The sequence below is a fragment of the Bacillus infantis NRRL B-14911 genome, from assembly GCF_000473245.1.
Taxonomy (GTDB): Bacteria; Bacillota; Bacilli; order Bacillales; family Cytobacillaceae; genus Bacillus_AB; species Bacillus_AB infantis.
This window is the reverse complement of record NC_022524.1, coordinates 2,989,220-3,006,548: the sequence shown is the minus strand read 5'-3', so window position 1 is coordinate 3,006,548 and position 17,329 is coordinate 2,989,220. Positions and strand designations below refer to the sequence as shown.

Genomic DNA, 17,329 nt, shown 5'->3' with positions numbered 1-17,329 from the left:
ATATTTTCTCCCTTTAATCTCATTTTTCTAGGAAACTTTCTTTTTTTTCAAAAATTTTTCTCCCCAATTTTTCTTTTTTCCTAAAAAAAGAGTATAATATTTTCTAAGTAAGCATCAGGCTTTTAAGAATGCTGGAGGGTACTAGTATGAAGATATCCATGGCAGAGAGAATGGAAGCATTTGGGGAAAGTGTATTTGCAGAACTGTCCCGTATGAAGAAAGCGAAGATCTCAGCAGGTGAAGATGTGATCGATCTGAGCATCGGCAGCCCTGACCTGCCCCCTCCGTTATTTATCAGGGAGGCGATCGCTGAGGGAGCGCTGGACAGCACCCAATACGGCTACTCCCTTGCGGGGACAGAAAGCTTCTGCAATGCAGTCAGCTCTTATTACCAGAATAATCACGGTGTATACATAGATCCCAAGGAACAATGCTCCCTCCTTATAGGCTCCCAGGAAGGTCTCGTCCATCTGCCGCTTGCTTTGTGCAGCACGGGCGATTATATACTGATGCCCGATCCAGGATATACCGCATATGCAGCGGGTGCCGCCCTGGCAGGGGCAAAGATATATTCAATGCCTCTCATGAAAGAAAAGCAATTTCTCCCGGATTTCTCAGAAATACCGGAAGAAATAAGGAAAAAGGCGAGGATGATGATCTTGAACTTTCCCGGCAATCCTGTGCCAGGCCTTGCGAATGAAGCATTTTTCAGGGAGGCAATAGAGTTTGCCAAAAAATACGAGATTGTGATATTGCATGATTTTGCATACTCTGAGCTCTATTTTGAAGAAAAACCGGTAAGCTTTTTAGCTGTCGAAGGCGCGTTTGAAACAGGGATAGAAATGAATTCCCTTTCTAAGAGCTTCAACATGGCAGGCTGCCGGATTGCCTATGCAGCTGGGAATGAAGACATCATCCGCATGATTTCAGACCTGAAATCCCATCTGGATTACGGTGTATTCCATCCCATCCAGACCGCGGCTGCCAGGGCTCTTGAGGATCAGTCGGGTTTCCTGGCCGAATCAAGAGAGGTCTACAGGAAACGCAGGGATGCCCTAGTAGAAAGCCTTCGGGAGGCAGGCTGGGATGTCGACAGCCCGAAAGGTTCGATGTTCCTCTGGGCAGAAATTCCAAACGGCACCAGCTCCAGGGAGTTCAGCATCCGCATGCTGGAGGAAGCTGGAGTGGCTGTTACACCGGGAAGCGCGTTCGGTGCGGCCGGCGAGGGATTCGTACGGATTGCACTCGTTCAGCCTGAAGGCAGGCTCCGGCAGGCCGCTCGGAAAATAAGCTCTTCCGGCATATTAAAAAAGAAATCTACCGCATGAAAATAGCCTTTTATGAGGAGGGATAAAAATGCCTAAGTGGCTGCGCAAATCGTTTGTGGTGATGGTAACCATCCTTACCTTTGGGCTGGTTACGCCATCACAGGCATTTTTGTATGATAATGCAAACCAGGACAGGTCCCCTAAGCGCGATGTCCTGGAGGCACAGGCAGAAGGACTGGACCTTGCTGCACCTGAGGAGGATGAGGAATCGATCAGGCAAAGGTTCATCCAGGCTGCTGTCCAGGAGGCGGAGAACCAGTCTTATATTAAGTTCGGGGGAAAGATCAAACCCGTCATAGAAGATGAGTTCCGTGAAGTCATCCTGCCGAATATTGAAAAAGCAGTGGAGGAAACAGCTGCAAGGATACCAGGGAGCGACCTGGGCAATCTGGAAATTACCGAATGGCCTGGCGGGGGCAACTCGGAAAAAATCTTCCATATTGTCAACCGGCAATCCAATGAAGATGTCCTTCGTTTTCATGTCAGGAGGGACCATCCGCCCCAGGAGGGATACTGGTTCAACTTCCACTACCATACCTCTGAGGATGCCTTCCAAAAGCATCATGAGCTGGGTTCCATCTACTGGAATAAAAATACTCCGCCAAAATGGCTGAGCTGAGATTTGAAATGTAAGCAAAAATATGAAAAAATATGCTTGTAGTTTTGAAACTTTTTAAAGATTGAAACGTAAGCATACTATCACAATAATTGGAGGTAGAAAAAATGGCAGTTAGTTTATCAAAAGGACAGAAGGTAGATTTGACAAAATCCAATCCGGGCCTCACAAATGTAATCGTAGGGGTAGGCTGGGATGTAAATAAGTATGACGGAGGAGCAGACTTTGACCTTGATTCCTCGGTTTTCCTTCTTGGGGAAAACGGCAAGGTTACTTCTGAGGCGGATTTCGTTTTCTATAATAACACAACAGGCGGAAACGGCTCTGTCGTACATACCGGAGATAACCGGACAGGCGAAGGAGAAGGCGATGATGAGCAGGTAAAGGTTGAGCTCGGTGCTGTACCGGCAAATGTCCAGCGCATTACATTCACTATCACAATCCATGATGGCGAGGCGCGCAGCCAGAACTTCGGGCAGGTTTCCAATTCTTATGTCCGCATCCTTAACGGCGAAACAAATGAAGAGCTGATCCGCTATGACCTTGGAGAAGACTTCTCCATCGAGACTGCACTTGTTGTAGGCGAACTGTACAGGCACGGCGGAGAGTGGAAATTCAGCGCGATCGGGTCCGGCTATCAGGGCGGCCTTGGTGCACTTGCAACTGACTTTGGCCTGCAGATTGGATAATCCCTTTTTTATTATTGATCTTTGAGACTCGGCTCTGCCGGGTCTTTCGTTAGCACTTATATAAGGTAATGGAGGAACTTCAAGAGATGACAATTTTTCAAGGTTTTATAGATACATATGCCGCATTCTTTGACTGGCAGATGTGGGCGGAAGTTCTAAGCGACCCTGTTAGCTGGGGACTTATCGGAACACTCGTAATCCTGGAAGGACTGCTTTCAGCCGACAATGCACTTGTACTGGCTGTTATGGTAAAACACCTTCCGCCGGAGCAGCGGAAAAAGGCTCTATTCTACGGATTGCTTGGGGCATACCTCTTCCGTTTCATTGCAATTGGAATTGGGGTATTCCTGATTAAGCTGTGGTGGGTAAAGATTTTGGGAGCCGGCTACCTGGCATGGCTTGCTATTAAATATTTCATTGATAAGAAGAAAGGCGTCGGCGATGATGAGGAGCTTGAAGGCCTCAATCAAAGCGGTTTGCTGATCCGCCTGTTTGGTACCTTCTGGGGAACAGTAGCAGCGGTAGAACTTATGGATATAGCTTTCTCAGTTGACAGCGTCCTGGCGGCATTTGGAGTCAGTGATCAAATCTGGGTACTTCTTCTCGGCGGAATGCTTGGGGTCCTGATGATGCGTGGTGTAGCAGGAGTATTCCTTAAGCTGATCGATAAAGTGCCTGAGCTGGAAACAAGCGCATATGTGCTGATTTTGCTCATTGCTGTGAAGATGCTCCTTGGAGTATTCCATATCCACATTGATCATATCTATTTCTTCCTTCTGCTGATAGTAGTCTTCGGAGCGACTTTCATCGTCCACTTTATGAATAAAAAGAAGGCTGAGCAGGGCCAGAAAAGCAACTGACAGACGTATAGAAACAAGGAAAGGGAACTGACAATTGTCCGCTCCTTTTCTTTTTATCCTTTTTTGGCAGTTTGAAAGCTTCTTAGATTGGACAAATATGCTTAGGGGGATGCTTGAATAATCCTTTAAGACAAGCATTCCCCTCTTTTACTATGCATGAATAGGAGAATTAAAATGAAATTATTTGCTGATTTGGAAGACAGGGAAATTGACAGGCTCTTTTATAAAAAGCCGGGGTCCTTCTCTAAACGTTCCCCGAAAGAGCTGTTGTCCTATTGCTTAGGCGCAACGCTTTATATGCCTGCAACAAGGCCCAATATTCATCAGGATCTGCTCTCAAAGAAGCATTCTGGCCTTACTTCCATGGTGATCTGCCTGGAGGATGCCATTGGCGATTCAGAAGTGGAGCAGGCTGAAGAAAGCCTGCTGGCTGAACTTAAGCTCCTTCATCAAGAGCTGGGGAAGGGATATTTCCAGGAGGATGATCTGCCGCTTATTTTTATAAGGATCCGCAGCCATGGACAGCTGGAGCGGCTGTTTTCCAGGATGGGACAGGAAATAAGCATGCTGACAGGAGTCGTCATTCCTAAATTTGACCCTGTCGAAGGAGCAGAATCACTGGCAGAAATCAGCCGCAGGAATAGAGAAGGCCACGTTCTATATGCAATGCCGATTCTGGAAACAAAGAAAATCATCCAGAAAGAAACAAGAGTCGGAGAGCTTCTGGACATAAAAGCGCTTCTTGAACAATATAGGGATATTATTCTTAATGTCAGGATAGGGGCGACCGATTTTTCCGGTCTATACGGCATCAGGAGAAATTCGGATAACACGGTATATGATATTGCGGTCATACGTGACTGCATTGCTGATATTATAAATGTTTTTGTGCGTGCCGGCAGCCAGTTCACAGTATCAGGGCCGGTCTGGGAATATTTCTCCTCTAAAGATAGAATGCTAAAGCCCCAGCTGAGGCAGACGCCCTTCCTGGAGAAGTACGGGGAAGCAGGCATCAGGATGAGGACCGGACTGATCGATAAGCATATGGATGGCCTGATCCGTGAAATTATGATGGATATTGCCAATGGCCTGACAGGAAAGACGATCATCCACCCTACCCATATAAGGCCGGTGCAGGCTTTGAATGCCGTTACCCTTGAAGAGTACGAGGATGCCAGGAATATTGCTGCCAGTGCAGAAGGCAGCATTGGCGTCATGAAAAGCGCCTACTCTAACAAAATGAATGAAATCAAGCCGCATTTATATTGGGCGCAGAAAATTCTTTTAAAATCTGAAATATACGGGGTGCTTCATGAAGAATACTCATACATTGACCTGCTCGAAAAAGAAGTATTTGCTTCCAGTTATTGAGGGGCTGAACGTTGAACTTGACATAACTGAAAATCCATATAACATACCTGTTGATCATTTTTTTACAATGGCAGCCCGCATCAACAAGAAAAGGTCATTCCTTTTTGTGAGCAAATTGCTGGGGAAGCATCTGCCCATCCATCCGGAAAAAGGGCTGATCACGGGAGAGCTGCTGGCCGCACGTTATGCAGAATTAAAGGAAGGCTTGCCGCTGCCGGAAACCGAAGAGCTTCTGCAGGCCTTTTTGCTGGATCCGGGAGTAAGCAGGCCGTCCATTCCCTTTGTTGATAAAAAGTACAATCCGGTGATCATCGGCTTTGCAGAGACTGCAACCGCGCTTGGCCACAGCTTTTATAATGCTTTCAAGGCAGCAGGGTATTTTCATACTACAAGAGAAACACTTCCTGAAGCGGTTTCCATAATAGACTTCGAGGAAGAGCATTCTCATGCAACCTCCCATCGCTGCTACGCGGACAGGGAGCTTCTTGACAATCAGCGTGAAGTCATCCTGGTTGATGATGAAATGACCACAGGCAAAACGGCAGTCAATATCATCAGATCCATCCAGGCAGAATTCCCCCGCAGTGAATATACTGTCGCTTCCATATTGGATTGGCGTTCACAGGAAAATCAGGCAGCATTCCAGATGCTTGAAAAAGAACTCGGAATCACGATCAACAGTGTAAGCCTCTTAAAAGGGGAAATGCAGGCTGCAGGAGAACCTGTCATCCAAACGAATATAGAAGACAGAAAACGTGATGCAGGCGGCTCCAGCATATGCTTCATCAATCTTAGTGAATCGGGGCTTTCTTTTGAAAAAGCCGGGAGTCCTTCAATCACGCTTGGAGGCGGGATCTGTAATATCCCCTATCTCAAAGGAACAGGCAGATTCGGGCTCCAAAAGGGAGCAGAAGAGCCTGAAAAGGACCTGGAGGCTGCAGCCGCACTCCTGGCTAAGAGCAGAAAAGGAGATCATACACTTGTCCTGGGAACAGGAGAGTTCATGTATATCCCTATGAAAGTGGCATCGCAAATGGGGGAAGGGGTCTTTTTTCAGTCCACCACACGAAGCCCGGTCCATGTTCTGGACCGGGAAGGGTACGGGGCAAGGGAAGGATTGTCATTTCCCAATCCTGAGGATGCTGATATCAGGCAATTTGTCTATAATATCACTCCCGGAGTTTATGATGACCTCTTTATCCTCTTTGAACGGGAACCGAATCGGGAAGCGCTTGTCCCATTGCTGGAAGAATTGAAGAAAACAGGGATCAAGGATATAAAAATCGTTTATTTTAATGGAGGGAACAACAATGGCTGAAACAGCAGCAGAAACTTTTGGCTCCTACAGCACGGAAGATGTCATCTTTCTGCTGAAGGACCTCAGTGCATATGAACTGGAAGGGGCAACTGAAAACAGGGAAAAAAAGATTCAGTCAGGCCAGCATTACAGTGAAACGCTTCCGATTGAATACATCCCTCCAGCCCACTATTTAGAGCTGTTCTGGAATACACTTGAAGACTATAAGGAGAAGGTGGCGCTTTGCACTGCGGTGACATCGGAAAAGCTGCTCAGCAGAAGAGGGGACAAGATTGTCCTTGTTTCACTTGCAAGGGCCGGCACCCCGGTCGGGATCCTGATGAAGCGGTATATAAAGCAGATATACGGGACAACCCTTCCCCATTACAGCATTTCCATCGTCCGTGACAGGGGCATTGATGAGAATGCCCTGAAATACATAATAGAAAAGCATCCTGGCTGCAAGATCCAGTTTGTCGATGGGTGGACAGGCAAAGGAGCTATCTCAATTGAATTGACGAAAGCATGCAGCAGCATGAATGAAAAATATGGCTGGAATCTTGATGACACCCTTGCCGTCCTCGCAGATCCAGGCTATTGCACCAGCCTGTATGGGACAAGGGAGGACTTCCTGATTCCAAGCGCCTGCCTGAATTCAACTGTTTCCGGACTTGTCAGCAGGACGGTGCTCAATGACTTAATCGGGCCTGAAGATTTCCACGGTGCCAAATATTACCGCAGCCTTGCAGAGGCGGATGTTTCCAATGAATATATCAGCATAATAGAGGAACAATTTGATTCCGTTATGGAAGAGGCGAAAAAAATCTGTGATGGCTATTCTGCTGAAGCTGAATCCGAACCAGATTTCAGGGGGATGGAGGAAGTAATGGCAATCAAAGAAGAATATGCTATTGAAAGCACGAATTATGTTAAGCCCGGCGTTGGTGAAACAACACGTGTACTGTTAAGGAGAGTCCCCTGGAAAATTCTGATGAGGGACCCGGAAAGCCCTTATGTCAGGCATATTAAACTCTTGGCTGAAGAACGCGGTGTGGAGATCGTCCGGTACCCTGACATGAGCTATACATGCTGCGGACTGATCAAAAAGGTTGGCGGCCAGTCATGAATATGTTTGCAACAGATCTTGACAGAACAATGATTTATTCAAACAGAGCGCTTGAAGAGCTTGGCTTAGAGGAGGATCTCCAACTGTCAGCTGCCGAGATGAAGGAAGGGCAGCCTGCTGCATTCATGACTTCAAGGTCGCTTAACCTGTTAAGGGAACTTGCAGAAGAAGCCCTTGTTGTGCCTGTTACAACCAGGACATATGAACAGTATAAAAGAGTAGGGATATTTGGAAAAGATATCCCTGTCTCTTATGAGGTCACTTCAAATGGAGCCCAAATCCATTATAAGGGGAAACTTCTGGCTGAGTGGACTGAGCTGGTATATAAGCGCCTTAAGGAAGAGTGCGCGCTTCAGGAGGAAATGGCTGAGTTTGCTGAAGGATGCAGATTTCCCGGAACTTTGAAAAAAGCAGGGGATTCTTTCTTTTACTATATCCTCCAGGAGCGCATCAGCCTTCAGGAAAAGAAAAAACTGGAAGAGGATGTCCGCCGGCTCGGGTGGCGTATATCCCTGCAAGGCAGGAAGCTTTACTTTATTCCTATTCCTGTCTGCAAGGGAGAGGCGGTTAAATTCATCAGCAAAAGAGAGGGAGCAGATATTCTTGCCGGTGCGGGAGATTCCCTTCTCGATTATGATTTCCTGAAGGTATGCCATCATGCTTTTGTCCCGGATCATGGAGAGCTTTCTATGGAGATGCCTCATGGATTCAGCTGCAATTTTTCGGAGAACAGGGGAATACTTGCCGGAGAAGAAATCCTCCTGAAGGCATTCAGGCTGCTTCTTGGCCGGGAAGCTGCCCTTCAGCGGTAATCCTGCCCCCGGCCGGACTGCCCTTTTATAAAGAAATGAAGCAATAACAGGAGCAGGCTCCCAAATGCATAAAAAGCAAGAAAAACCGCAAGCGCATAAGACGGTGAGTGATGAAGCGGGTATGTCATGATGGCGAGCACGGCTGACCAGAGCAGGAGGTCAATGAATTGGTAAGCGCCGGAAGTCATGATCTGGCGGACAGCTTCCAGTTCATTCCTGCAGCTTTCATAGGAGGGCCTTTTAATCAGGAAGCGCAAGGGATCACCTTCTTTAATTATTTGTACTCAACTATATGCAGGGATAAGCCCGTTGGTGATTATGCAGGGGAAGAGTGAATATAACTTGTTTTAATCATATTAATATTGAAACTTTTTTCAGCCTGATCCGTATATTCTAATAGAGCTAAAAGCCAGTGCTGAAGGCTATCGTTGTTAAAACATGCACCTGATATGATATGATGAAAGAAATTTACATAAGCCATTAGGGCTAAATCTTTCGCTCCTAGAGGGAAGGGATAATCATGTATCCAACTTATAATAGATTAAAGGTCAATCTGCTGCCTGTGTCTGCGGACAATTGGCTGTCTGCCATTAAAAAGCGCAGCTCAGACCGCCCGCAGTACCAGGCAGGCGACGGCATTATCCAGATCAGCCAGGTTGCTGCAAGGTTTCTGGGCATTCCTGCGGATGAAGATGAATACTATAATCAGCTTTATGATTATATACACTCACCAGATAATGGACTTATCCTTTTAAGCAGCGATACTCTTGATAAAACGATCGACAACCAGCATTTTCAGGCCATTCAAAAGGTATTGAACATCAACAGGGAGCAGAAGCTTTCAATCAACCGCTTCATCGCCTTCCTTGATGGTGAGCAGCTGCTCCTGAAGCCTGATAATCCCCTTGTCCACAGAAAGGTAAGGGAGGCATTCACTAAAGTCATTGAGACGTTTGCCGGGGGGGAAAAAGAAGGCCTTGAAAGCCCTGATTTCCGAAGGGTGCTTGTAGATATTGTGAAATGGTCTTTTAACCATCTCTCCCAGCCTCTAAGCAGCAGCAATCCGGAAGAAAGCATGCCGAAATTTCTTTGGTATGGAGAAGCAAGTAAGAGCCAGCAATATTTCCTGTCATTCATCTTTTTTCTCGGCTGCGATCTCGCGGCTTTCAGCCCGGACGGCCAGGATGTCCTTGCGCTCGCAGATCCGGGGAAAGAAGAAACATTTGTTCAGCAGTATCCTGAACAGAAGGCAGCTGAACCTTTTCCCGTGGAGAAAAGGAGAAGGAAGTCAACGGTGGCTTATAAAGCCTCAAGAGAAATCGAAACCATTCTTAACCACGAAGGCTCTGGCCTTTATAAGCCATGGCAGCTGAGGGATTACAAACCTTCTGCTGTAACGCTCAAAACAACTTATGATGAACTGTTCATCCTTGCCAAAGAAAAGGCGATGATCAGGCCGAATTTTGAAGTCAGCGGCGGAGAAGTGAAGATCCCTTCCATCTTTTCGAAAATCAACGGAGTGAGCAAAAGCCGGAAGGAATATTGGGACCGCTTGCATGCTCTTGCCGAGAATGACTGCAGCTTTCTGATCAGGCAGTTCCCTTTTTCAAACCCCCTGACAAGCGACTTCCGCTTTCATTACAGAAATGCGCTTGGAAAAGACGGGAAGCTGGATCCTGACATTGTCATGGGCTCGCACTACTGGAAATACGGCCATCTTCCTGGGGGCCTCCAGAAAGGGATTTCCCATGCAATCAGAAATCTTTGCGCAAAGCCGGAGTTAAAGCCGAGCCATAATGAGAGTCAGGAAGAAATCAGCATCTATTTATTTACACAGGCAATGCAGATGCCGGCCAGCATCCTGAAGCTTCTGCAGAAGTTTGACTACTCTCAGGATGTGCCCAAGCTGATCCTCTATAACAATGAAATGAATGGTACGATGACAAGGAGCGATGCAGCCCTCCTGCTCCTCCTGAACCAATTTGGAGTTGATATCATCGTGTATAATCCTCCGGGACACAATGACCTTGAAAACTATGTCAATGAAGATGTCTTTGATTCGCACTGGCTGGAAGAAGTGGTCTTTGACCAGGACTATAAAGAGCCTTCACTGATCAAGAAAGTGTTTCTGCAAGGGCTGCTGAAAAATTTGAAAGGAGACTGAACCATGAATGATCCGCAACAAGCTAGTGCAGGACTGGTTACCCAGGATCCCGCTGATATGCTTACAGAAACGAAGGTGCCGGAAATAAAACTGGCGCTGAGGCAGGAAGCGGAAGTGCAGAACCTCGCCAGATCGATCGATGAACGCGATCAGATTCAAATACTGGAATTCGGGAAAGAACCAGCGCAGCAGATCTCCCGTTTCTCTGACCAGATTCTCGGCAATATGAGGGCTACCAAGGTGGAAGACTCCGGTGTCCTCCTGAAGCAGCTGGGGAAGATAATGGACAGGTTCGACAAGAAGGATTTTGAACAGACTTCAGGCGGATTGTTCGGAAAGCTGTTCAAGCGCGGGGAAAAAATGATTGAAAAGCTCTTTGGGAAATATCAGACAATGGGCAAAGAGATTGACAAGGTGTATGTCGAGATCTCCAAGTATCAGAGTGAAATGGTGGACTCCACCAATATGCTTGAGCAGATGTATGATCAAAACTATCAATACTATCTCACACTTGAAAAATATGCAGTTGCAGGCGAGATGAAGGCAGAGGAGCTTAAAAGCACACAGCTTCCGCAGCTGGAGTCAAAAGCAGCATCCGGGGACCAGATTGCCTCCATGCAGGCAGATACGCTCCGCAATAGCATCGATCTGCTAGAGCAGCGTGTCTATGACCTGGAAATGGCAAAGATGGTGGCCCTGCAGACAGCTCCCCAGATCCGCCTTCTCCAAAGAGGGAACACCAAGCTGATCGGGAAAATCAATTCAGCGTTCGTTACAACCATACCGATATTTAAAAATGGTCTGATCCAGGCGGTTGCGGCAAAGCGCCAGAAGCTGGTTGCCGATTCCATGAGCGAACTTGACCGCAGAACCAATGAGATGCTCGTCCGCAATGCCCAGAATATTTCAAATCAAAGTGCAGAAATAGCCAGGCTTGCCGGAGGTCCGAGCATCAAGATTGAAACGATTGAAGAATCGTGGAACATCATCATGAAGGGGATGCAGGAAACGAAATCGATTGAAGATGAAAACAGGCGACTGAGGGAAGAAGGGACCAAGAGGCTCGAACAGCTCCAGGAAAACTTCAAAAATATGAAAAATCAAGGCTGATGGCGCTTTTTTCAGCCTGACACAGGGCTGTTAAATATAAATAATACAGAAAAGTAAATTTATGAGGTGAAATGAATGGCGATTAATTTGCAAAAAGGACAAAGAGTAGATCTGACAAAAGGAAATCCGGGATTATCGAAAATTATGGTCGGCCTCGGGTGGGATCCTGTTGAAAGCAAAGGGGGAGGCGGACTTCTCGGCTCTCTTTTCGGCGGCGGCGGAGGCGCCAATGTCGACTGTGATGCTTCAGTCATCATGCTTGGGGAGAATGATAAATTAAGGAATAACAGCGATGTCATCTATTTCGGTAACCTGAAGAGTTCAGATGGCAGCGTACAGCATACCGGCGATAATCTGACTGGAGAAGGAGATGGAGATGATGAGCAGATCAATGTGGATCTTAGCCGTGTCCCTTCCCACGTGCAGAAGCTTGTTTTTGTAGTGAATATCTATGATGCGGTTAAACGCAAGCAGCATTTCGGCATGATCCGCAATGCGTATATCCGCATTGTGAATCCAATGGGCAGGGAAGAGCTCATCCATTATAACCTTACTGACGATTACAGCGGCAAGACAAGCCTGGTAGTCGGAGAATTATACAGGCATGGAACTGATTGGAAATTTGCCGCAGTCGGAACAGGCACCAATGCACCAGGGCTGTCTGATGTGGTTCGTTCTTATACTTAATAAGCTGGATGGTTTGTTATAATAGAAAACTTTTAACAGAGGTGAAGAAAATATGAGCATCAACCTTTCTAAGGGACAGCGCATTGATTTGACTAAAAGCAATCCGGGTTTGACAAAAGTAATCATCGGGCTTGGCTGGGACACAAACCGCTATTCCGGGGGCGGCGACTTTGACCTTGATGCGTCTGCATTCCTGGCAGATGAAAATGGGAAAGTCGTCCAGGACCATGATTTTATTTTTTATAACAATCTTGTCCATCCAAGCGGCTCTGTGGAGCATACAGGGGACAACCGGACAGGGGAAGGCGAGGGCGATGATGAGCAGATCAAAATCGACTTCAGCAAGGTCCCGGCCCATGTCCACCGCATTGCCATCACTGTCACAATCCATGATGCGGAGAGCCGCAGCCAGAATTTTGGCCAGGTATCCAATTCTTTTGCCCGTGTAGTGAATGAAGACACAAACCAGGAAGTGCTCCGTTTTGATCTGGGAGAGGATTTCTCCGTTGAAACGGCCGTTGTCATCTGTGAGCTGTACAGGCATGGAGGCGAATGGAAATTCAATGCTGTCGGAAGCGGATTTTCGGGCGGGCTGGCTGCACTGTGCAAAAATTTCGGCCTTGCCGTTTAATTCTATATACCCGAAAGCCCGGCATACTGCCGGGCTTTTACTTTTGGAAAAATTGAGAAATAACGCTTGTTATGAAACTGGTTTCATGCTTTATGATTTTCTTATGAAGAAAAGGGCGCTGCTTATCATCAGCCGGCGTGACGCTTTAGGCGGCGTAACGGCATTAGTGAGCAGAAAGCTCTTTTCTCTAGAAATGAAAGAATTGCATTGACAATATAAAAGGTACTGGAATATAATTCATTTAATCATTTTTATGAATCCATTAAGCTGGGAAAAGGACATGAATCATTTCCGCTGCTTCTGACAGAGAAAAGGGCCGCCGGCTGAAAGCCCTTAGGAGAAAGAAATGAATTTACCGCCTCGGAGCTATCATGGGGAAAGGCTGGATGTCAGCTAACCATGGTCGGGAGACCGTTATCTTTTTGAGCGCCGCATGCGATGCATGAGGCGGAATTAGGGTGGAACCACAGCCGCAATTGTCCCTTGTACAGGGAGGATTGCGGCTTTTTGTGTTATAAACAAATATAATATTGCGAAGAAAAGGACATGAATCATTTCCGCTGCTTCTGACAGAGAAAAGGGCCGCCGGCTGAAAGCCCTTAGGAGAAAGAGATGAATTTACCGCCTTGGAGCAATCATGGGGAAAAGCTGGGTGTCAGCTAACCATGATCGGGAAACCGTTATCTTGTTTGAGCGCCGAATGTTATGCAGGAGGCGGAATTAGGGTGGAACCACAGCCGCAATTGTCCCTTGGTGCAGGGAGAATTGCGGCTTTTTTTATTCAAAAAATTTTTGGGAGGAATTAAAATGTCAATTAAAGCAGAAGCAGAAAAGAGAAATCACAGAAAGCTGGGGGCTGAGCTAGAATTATTCATGTTTAGGGAAGAAGCACCAGGGATGCCGTTTTATCTTCCAAAGGGAATGCAGGTAAGAAATATACTGGAAAACCTTTGGAAACAAAAGCACCATAAAGCTGGCTATCATGAGGTCAAGACACCAATCATGATGAAGCAGGCATTATGGGAGCAGTCAGGGCACTGGGACCACTATCATGAGAATATGTATTTTTCAAAAGTTGATGAACATGATTATGCGATTAAGCCAATGAGCTGTCCAGGTGCTGTATTGATTTACAGCAGCAAGAGAAGGAGCTACCGTGAACTGCCGCTCCGCTATGCAGAACTTGGTCTTGTTCACCGCCATGAGCTCTCGGGATCCTTAAACGGGCTTTTGCGGGTGCGTTCCTTTACACAGGATGATGCACACCTGTTTGTAAGGGAAGATCAAATAAAAGAAGAAGCCGCAAAGGTGCTGGAGCTGGTACACGAATTTTATTCGCTGTTCGGCTTTGAATATAAGGTCGAGCTGTCTACTAGGCCGGAAGAATTCATGGGTTCGGAAGAAACTTGGAACCTGGCAGAAGCCTCTTTGGAATCGGTCCTGCAGGAAAGGGGCATTCCTTTTGAAATCAATTCCGGGGACGGAGCATTTTATGGGCCGAAAATTGACTTCCATATTACTGATTCACTGGGAAGAAGCTGGCAATGCGGCACTGTCCAGCTTGATTTTCAAATGCCGGAGCAATTCGGCTGCCAGTATATCGGCGAAGACAATCTGGCTCACAGGCCAATCATGATCCACCGTGCCATCTACGGTTCGATTGAAAGGTTCCTGGCCATTTTAATCGAGCATTATGCAGGGGATTTTCCTTTCTGGCTTTCACCGGTCCAGGCCATGGTGCTTCCGGTTTCTGAAGCACATATCGGCTATGCACTGGAAGTCAAAGCCCGACTTGAGGAGGCTGGCTGCCGGATTGACATTGACAGCAGGGCAGAGAAGCTCGGCCTCAAAATCAGGGAAGCCGAGCTACAGAAGGTTCCTTATATGATCATCATCGGTGAGAAGGAAATAGAGCAGGGAGGAGCTGCCTTGAGGAAAAAAGGGGCAGGAAACCTGGGAGTATTACACCTGCAGGAACTGCTCGACAGGTTTAGGGATGAAGACAGACCAGGAGGTAAGTAAGAGGTAAGACGGGGTCTTCCAGGCCCCTTTTTTAAAAAGTCTTAGATGACATTGAGAAAAAATTAATGGCGCATTCATTCAGCTAAGCTGAAAGCCCTGAAAATACCCTTCCTGCCGCACAACTTTAAAACTTCCTGAAATTGCCCATGAATCGCGGCCTTTTTACCCGATATGATATGCTATAATATTTTCATATATACATAGATAGCAGGCAGCAAACGGGGCTGGAAGCGTCTGAGAATGGACAGAAGGTGATAGCATGAGAATCAGGATTTTTTTTCTGCTTATTGTAGTAGCTTCCCTGGCGCTTATGGGCAATTCCCAGGCGGCAATGGGAGGTATAAAACTTAAAGATTTCCCTGGCAACTCAGAGCTTGTCAAGTCCCTGTCACTGCATTCGGGACAAGATCTGGGCAGGATTATTATTCTTCCTTTAGAGGAGTTCGATCAGAAGGAGGCTGCTAGGATGATAGAAAGACTGGATCATCTCCCCTTATCATTGCTGTCTAAAATCAGGCAGGAAGGCATCTCGCTTAAGCTTTTTACAGGGCAGCTCACAGATAATCCCACAGCAAGCCATCTGGCAGGCTTGACACCCAGGGGTTATCAGAATAAAGAAACGACCTGGGATGATGTACCCGGAATAGGCGGGGGACGGACTGTGCTTGTAAAGATCGGCTATAGCGGCAAAGGCATGGGGCATGGATCGGTCAACCTGGAGCTTCATGAGCTGGCACATTCGGTTGACCGCTTTGTCTTGAGCGAGATCCGCTTTAATAGAAAGTTCCAGGGTATATGGAAAGAGGAGAAGGCAAAGCTGTTTCCAGGCCAGCCTTACTTCCTTACATTCCCTGAAGAATATTTTGCTGAAACGTTCGCCATGTATTATATGGGAGGAGAAGAGCGCCTGCGCTTAAAAGAAAAAGCTCCGCTCACCTGGCAATTTTTCAGTACACTTAATTAATAGATTCATATGAGGAGGTCAATGGAATGGAGCAGTATTTACAGCTTTGCAGGCATGTCCTGGAAAAGGGTACAATCAAAGAAGACAGGACGGGAACCGGCACAATCAGCACTTTCGGGTATCAGATGCGATTCGATCTGAAGGAAGGCTTCCCATTGGTCACCACAAAGAAGCTGCATCTCAGGTCGATCATCCATGAGCTTCTTTGGTTTCTGAATGGAGACACCAATGTGAAATATCTTCAGGATAACGGGGTCAGGATCTGGAATGAGTGGGCCGATGAGGAAGGGAATCTCGGACCTGTATATGGCCATCAATGGAGATCATGGACCGGTGCGGATGGTAAAACGGTTGACCAGATCAGTGAGCTGATCAGCTCAATCAAGAGTAATCCTGATTCTAGAAGGCTGATTGTCAATGCGTGGAATGTGTCTGAAATCGGCAATATGGCGCTGCCTCCCTGTCATTGCCTTTTCCAGTTCTATGTAGCGGACGGCAAGCTGTCCTGCCAGCTTTATCAGCGGTCTGCTGATGTGTTCCTGGGGGTGCCGTTCAATATAGCATCTTATGCCCTCCTGACACATATGGTCGCCCATGTGTGTGATCTGGAGCCGGGTGAATTCATCCATTCGTTCGGGGATGTCCATATTTACCGTAATCATCTGGAACAGGTGAATCTGCAGCTTTCAAGAGAGCCGTTCAAGCTGCCCCAGCTGAAGTTCGCCCGCAAGGTTGAGGATATCTTCAGCTTTAAATATGAAGATTTTATCCTGGAAGGCTATGAATCACATCCTCATATTAAAGGAGTTGTCAGTGTTTGATTTCACTGCTATGGGCCATGGACGAAAATTCGGCCATCGGGAAAAATAATGATCTGCCCTGGCGCCTGCCGGAGGACCTGAAATACTTCAAACGTGTTACGATGGGCCACTCGATTGCCATGGGAAGGAAAACCTGGGATTCGATAGGCCGCCCTTTGCCTGGCCGGGAAAACATCGTGCTGACGCGGGATCGTGGGTTCACCTGCGAGGGCTGCACCGTTTTCTATTCTTTTGATGATTTTCTTGCAGAATGCAGCCAAAAAAACGATCAGGAAATTTTCATCATTGGAGGGGCAGAAATTTTCAAAATGGCCCTTCCATCTGCCGACAGGCTTTATCTGACAATGATCCATCAAAAGTTTGAAGCTGATACTTTCTTTCCGGAAGTTGATTGGAAGGAATGGCAATTGGAGAGCCGGGAAAATGGGAAGAGCGATGAAAAGAATCCCTACGACTACGAATTTTTGGTTTACACAAGAAAAGAACAGCCATAAGGCTGTTCTTTTCTTTAGATTTCTTCCAGCTGTTCCAGCATGCTGCGGAATTGGCTTGGATCACAGAAATCCTCTTCGCGGAAATTGTTTTTCACCCATTGAAGCAAGTCTGCTCTATTATTGAAAACTTCACCGCTTGTATCGGCCTTCCTGATCATATAGCGGCCATTATCTTCATCGGCCGTTACTTCCACAGGCAGCCTGCTGTCAAAGCTGCAGAGCGAAAATTCCATTGTGTCCGCCCTCCTTTGGCTTTTTAATTCTATATTCCCTTAATCAAGAAATAATGACCAGCTCGGCAATCTTTTCAATAGTATATGCATAATAAGGACGCCGA

Annotated in this window: 19 protein-coding genes; 17 read left to right on the top strand and 2 right to left on the bottom strand. The window is 46.8% G+C overall.

What is annotated here, in order from left to right; genetic code table 11:
• Window positions 1-146 precede the first annotated feature (146 nt).
• From N288_RS15240 to N288_RS15205, 8 genes are all read left to right on the top strand, one after another.
• Window positions 147-1,328 carry an LL-diaminopimelate aminotransferase gene (locus N288_RS15240; RefSeq protein ID WP_022544101.1) on the top strand — a complete coding sequence of 394 codons (1,182 nt, stop codon included), beginning with the start codon at window positions 147-149 and terminating at the stop codon, window positions 1,326-1,328.
• A 28-nt stretch (window positions 1,329-1,356) separates the two neighbouring features.
• A complete protein-coding gene (locus N288_RS15235; protein WP_009795628.1) occupies window positions 1,357-1,947 on the top strand; it encodes a YpjP family protein in 591 nt (196 codons plus the stop codon).
• Between the two features lie 104 nt (window positions 1,948-2,051).
• A complete protein-coding gene (locus N288_RS15230; protein ID WP_009795629.1) occupies window positions 2,052-2,633 on the top strand; it encodes a TerD family protein in 582 nt (193 codons plus the stop codon).
• Window positions 2,634-2,719: 86 nt separating this feature from the next.
• The gene (locus tag N288_RS15225; protein WP_022544100.1) at window positions 2,720-3,493 is read left to right on the top strand and encodes a TerC family protein; all 774 of its coding nucleotides are present in this window, start codon (window positions 2,720-2,722) and stop codon (window positions 3,491-3,493) included.
• Window positions 3,494-3,667: 174 nt separating this feature from the next.
• On the top strand, window positions 3,668-4,864 hold the full coding sequence (locus N288_RS15220; protein ID WP_009795631.1) for an HpcH/HpaI aldolase/citrate lyase family protein: 1,197 nt from the start codon (window positions 3,668-3,670) through the stop codon (window positions 4,862-4,864).
• Window positions 4,806-6,182, top strand: a complete 1,377-nt coding sequence (locus N288_RS15215) for a phosphoribosyltransferase family protein (protein ID WP_180827317.1) — start codon at window positions 4,806-4,808, stop codon at window positions 6,180-6,182. The genes N288_RS15220 and N288_RS15215 overlap by 59 nt, the downstream gene beginning before the upstream one ends.
• On the top strand, window positions 6,175-7,287 hold the full coding sequence (locus N288_RS15210; protein ID WP_022544099.1) for a cysteine protease StiP family protein: 1,113 nt from the start codon (window positions 6,175-6,177) through the stop codon (window positions 7,285-7,287). Before N288_RS15215 ends, N288_RS15210 begins: the two co-directional genes overlap by 8 nt.
• Window positions 7,284-8,099 carry an HAD family hydrolase gene (locus N288_RS15205; RefSeq protein ID WP_009795634.1) on the top strand — a complete coding sequence of 272 codons (816 nt, stop codon included), beginning with the start codon at window positions 7,284-7,286 and terminating at the stop codon, window positions 8,097-8,099. Before N288_RS15210 ends, N288_RS15205 begins: the two co-directional genes overlap by 4 nt.
• Here the strand turns inward: N288_RS15205 and N288_RS15200 are convergent.
• Window positions 8,090-8,356, bottom strand: coding sequence for a hypothetical protein (locus N288_RS15200; RefSeq protein ID WP_009795635.1), 267 nt, complete (start codon window positions 8,354-8,356; stop codon window positions 8,090-8,092). The genes N288_RS15205 and N288_RS15200 overlap by 10 nt on opposite strands.
• A gap of 263 nt (window positions 8,357-8,619) precedes the next feature.
• Between N288_RS15200 and N288_RS15195 the strand changes: the two genes are divergently transcribed.
• From N288_RS15195 to N288_RS15155, 9 genes are all read left to right on the top strand, one after another.
• Window positions 8,620-10,263, top strand: coding sequence for a YceG family protein (locus tag N288_RS15195; RefSeq protein WP_009795636.1), 1,644 nt, complete (start codon window positions 8,620-8,622; stop codon window positions 10,261-10,263).
• 57 nt (window positions 10,264-10,320) lie between these two features.
• Window positions 10,321-11,373, top strand: coding sequence for a toxic anion resistance protein (locus tag N288_RS15190; protein WP_371931546.1), 1,053 nt, complete (start codon window positions 10,321-10,323; stop codon window positions 11,371-11,373).
• 75 nt (window positions 11,374-11,448) lie between these two features.
• Window positions 11,449-12,060: a TerD family protein gene (locus tag N288_RS15185; protein ID WP_009795638.1), complete on the top strand. Its 612-nt coding sequence runs from the start codon at window positions 11,449-11,451 to the stop codon at window positions 12,058-12,060.
• Window positions 12,061-12,112: 52 nt separating this feature from the next.
• On the top strand, window positions 12,113-12,691 hold the full coding sequence (locus tag N288_RS15180; protein ID WP_009795639.1) for a TerD family protein: 579 nt from the start codon (window positions 12,113-12,115) through the stop codon (window positions 12,689-12,691).
• Window positions 12,624-12,902: a hypothetical protein gene (locus N288_RS15175; RefSeq protein WP_142385256.1), complete on the top strand. Its 279-nt coding sequence runs from the start codon at window positions 12,624-12,626 to the stop codon at window positions 12,900-12,902. Before N288_RS15180 ends, N288_RS15175 begins: the two co-directional genes overlap by 68 nt.
• 596 nt (window positions 12,903-13,498) lie before the next feature.
• On the top strand, window positions 13,499-14,713 hold the full coding sequence (gene thrS / locus N288_RS15170) for a threonine--tRNA ligase (RefSeq protein ID WP_022544098.1): 1,215 nt from the start codon (window positions 13,499-13,501) through the stop codon (window positions 14,711-14,713).
• Window positions 14,714-14,972: 259 nt separating this feature from the next.
• Window positions 14,973-15,677 (top strand): anthrax toxin lethal factor-related metalloendopeptidase, encoded by a 705-nt coding sequence (locus tag N288_RS15165; protein WP_009795642.1) that lies wholly within the window; start codon window positions 14,973-14,975, stop codon window positions 15,675-15,677.
• 26 nt (window positions 15,678-15,703) lie between these two features.
• Window positions 15,704-16,498 carry a thymidylate synthase gene (locus N288_RS15160; RefSeq protein WP_009795643.1) on the top strand — a complete coding sequence of 265 codons (795 nt, stop codon included), beginning with the start codon at window positions 15,704-15,706 and terminating at the stop codon, window positions 16,496-16,498.
• 17 nt (window positions 16,499-16,515) lie between these two features.
• The gene (locus N288_RS15155; RefSeq protein ID WP_069358527.1) at window positions 16,516-16,992 is read left to right on the top strand and encodes a dihydrofolate reductase; all 477 of its coding nucleotides are present in this window, start codon (window positions 16,516-16,518) and stop codon (window positions 16,990-16,992) included.
• Between the two features lie 14 nt (window positions 16,993-17,006).
• Here N288_RS15155 and N288_RS15150 read toward each other — a convergent pair whose 3' ends face one another.
• Window positions 17,007-17,225 (bottom strand): hypothetical protein, encoded by a 219-nt coding sequence (locus N288_RS15150; RefSeq protein WP_009795645.1) that lies wholly within the window; start codon window positions 17,223-17,225, stop codon window positions 17,007-17,009.
• Window positions 17,226-17,329 lie beyond the last annotated feature (104 nt).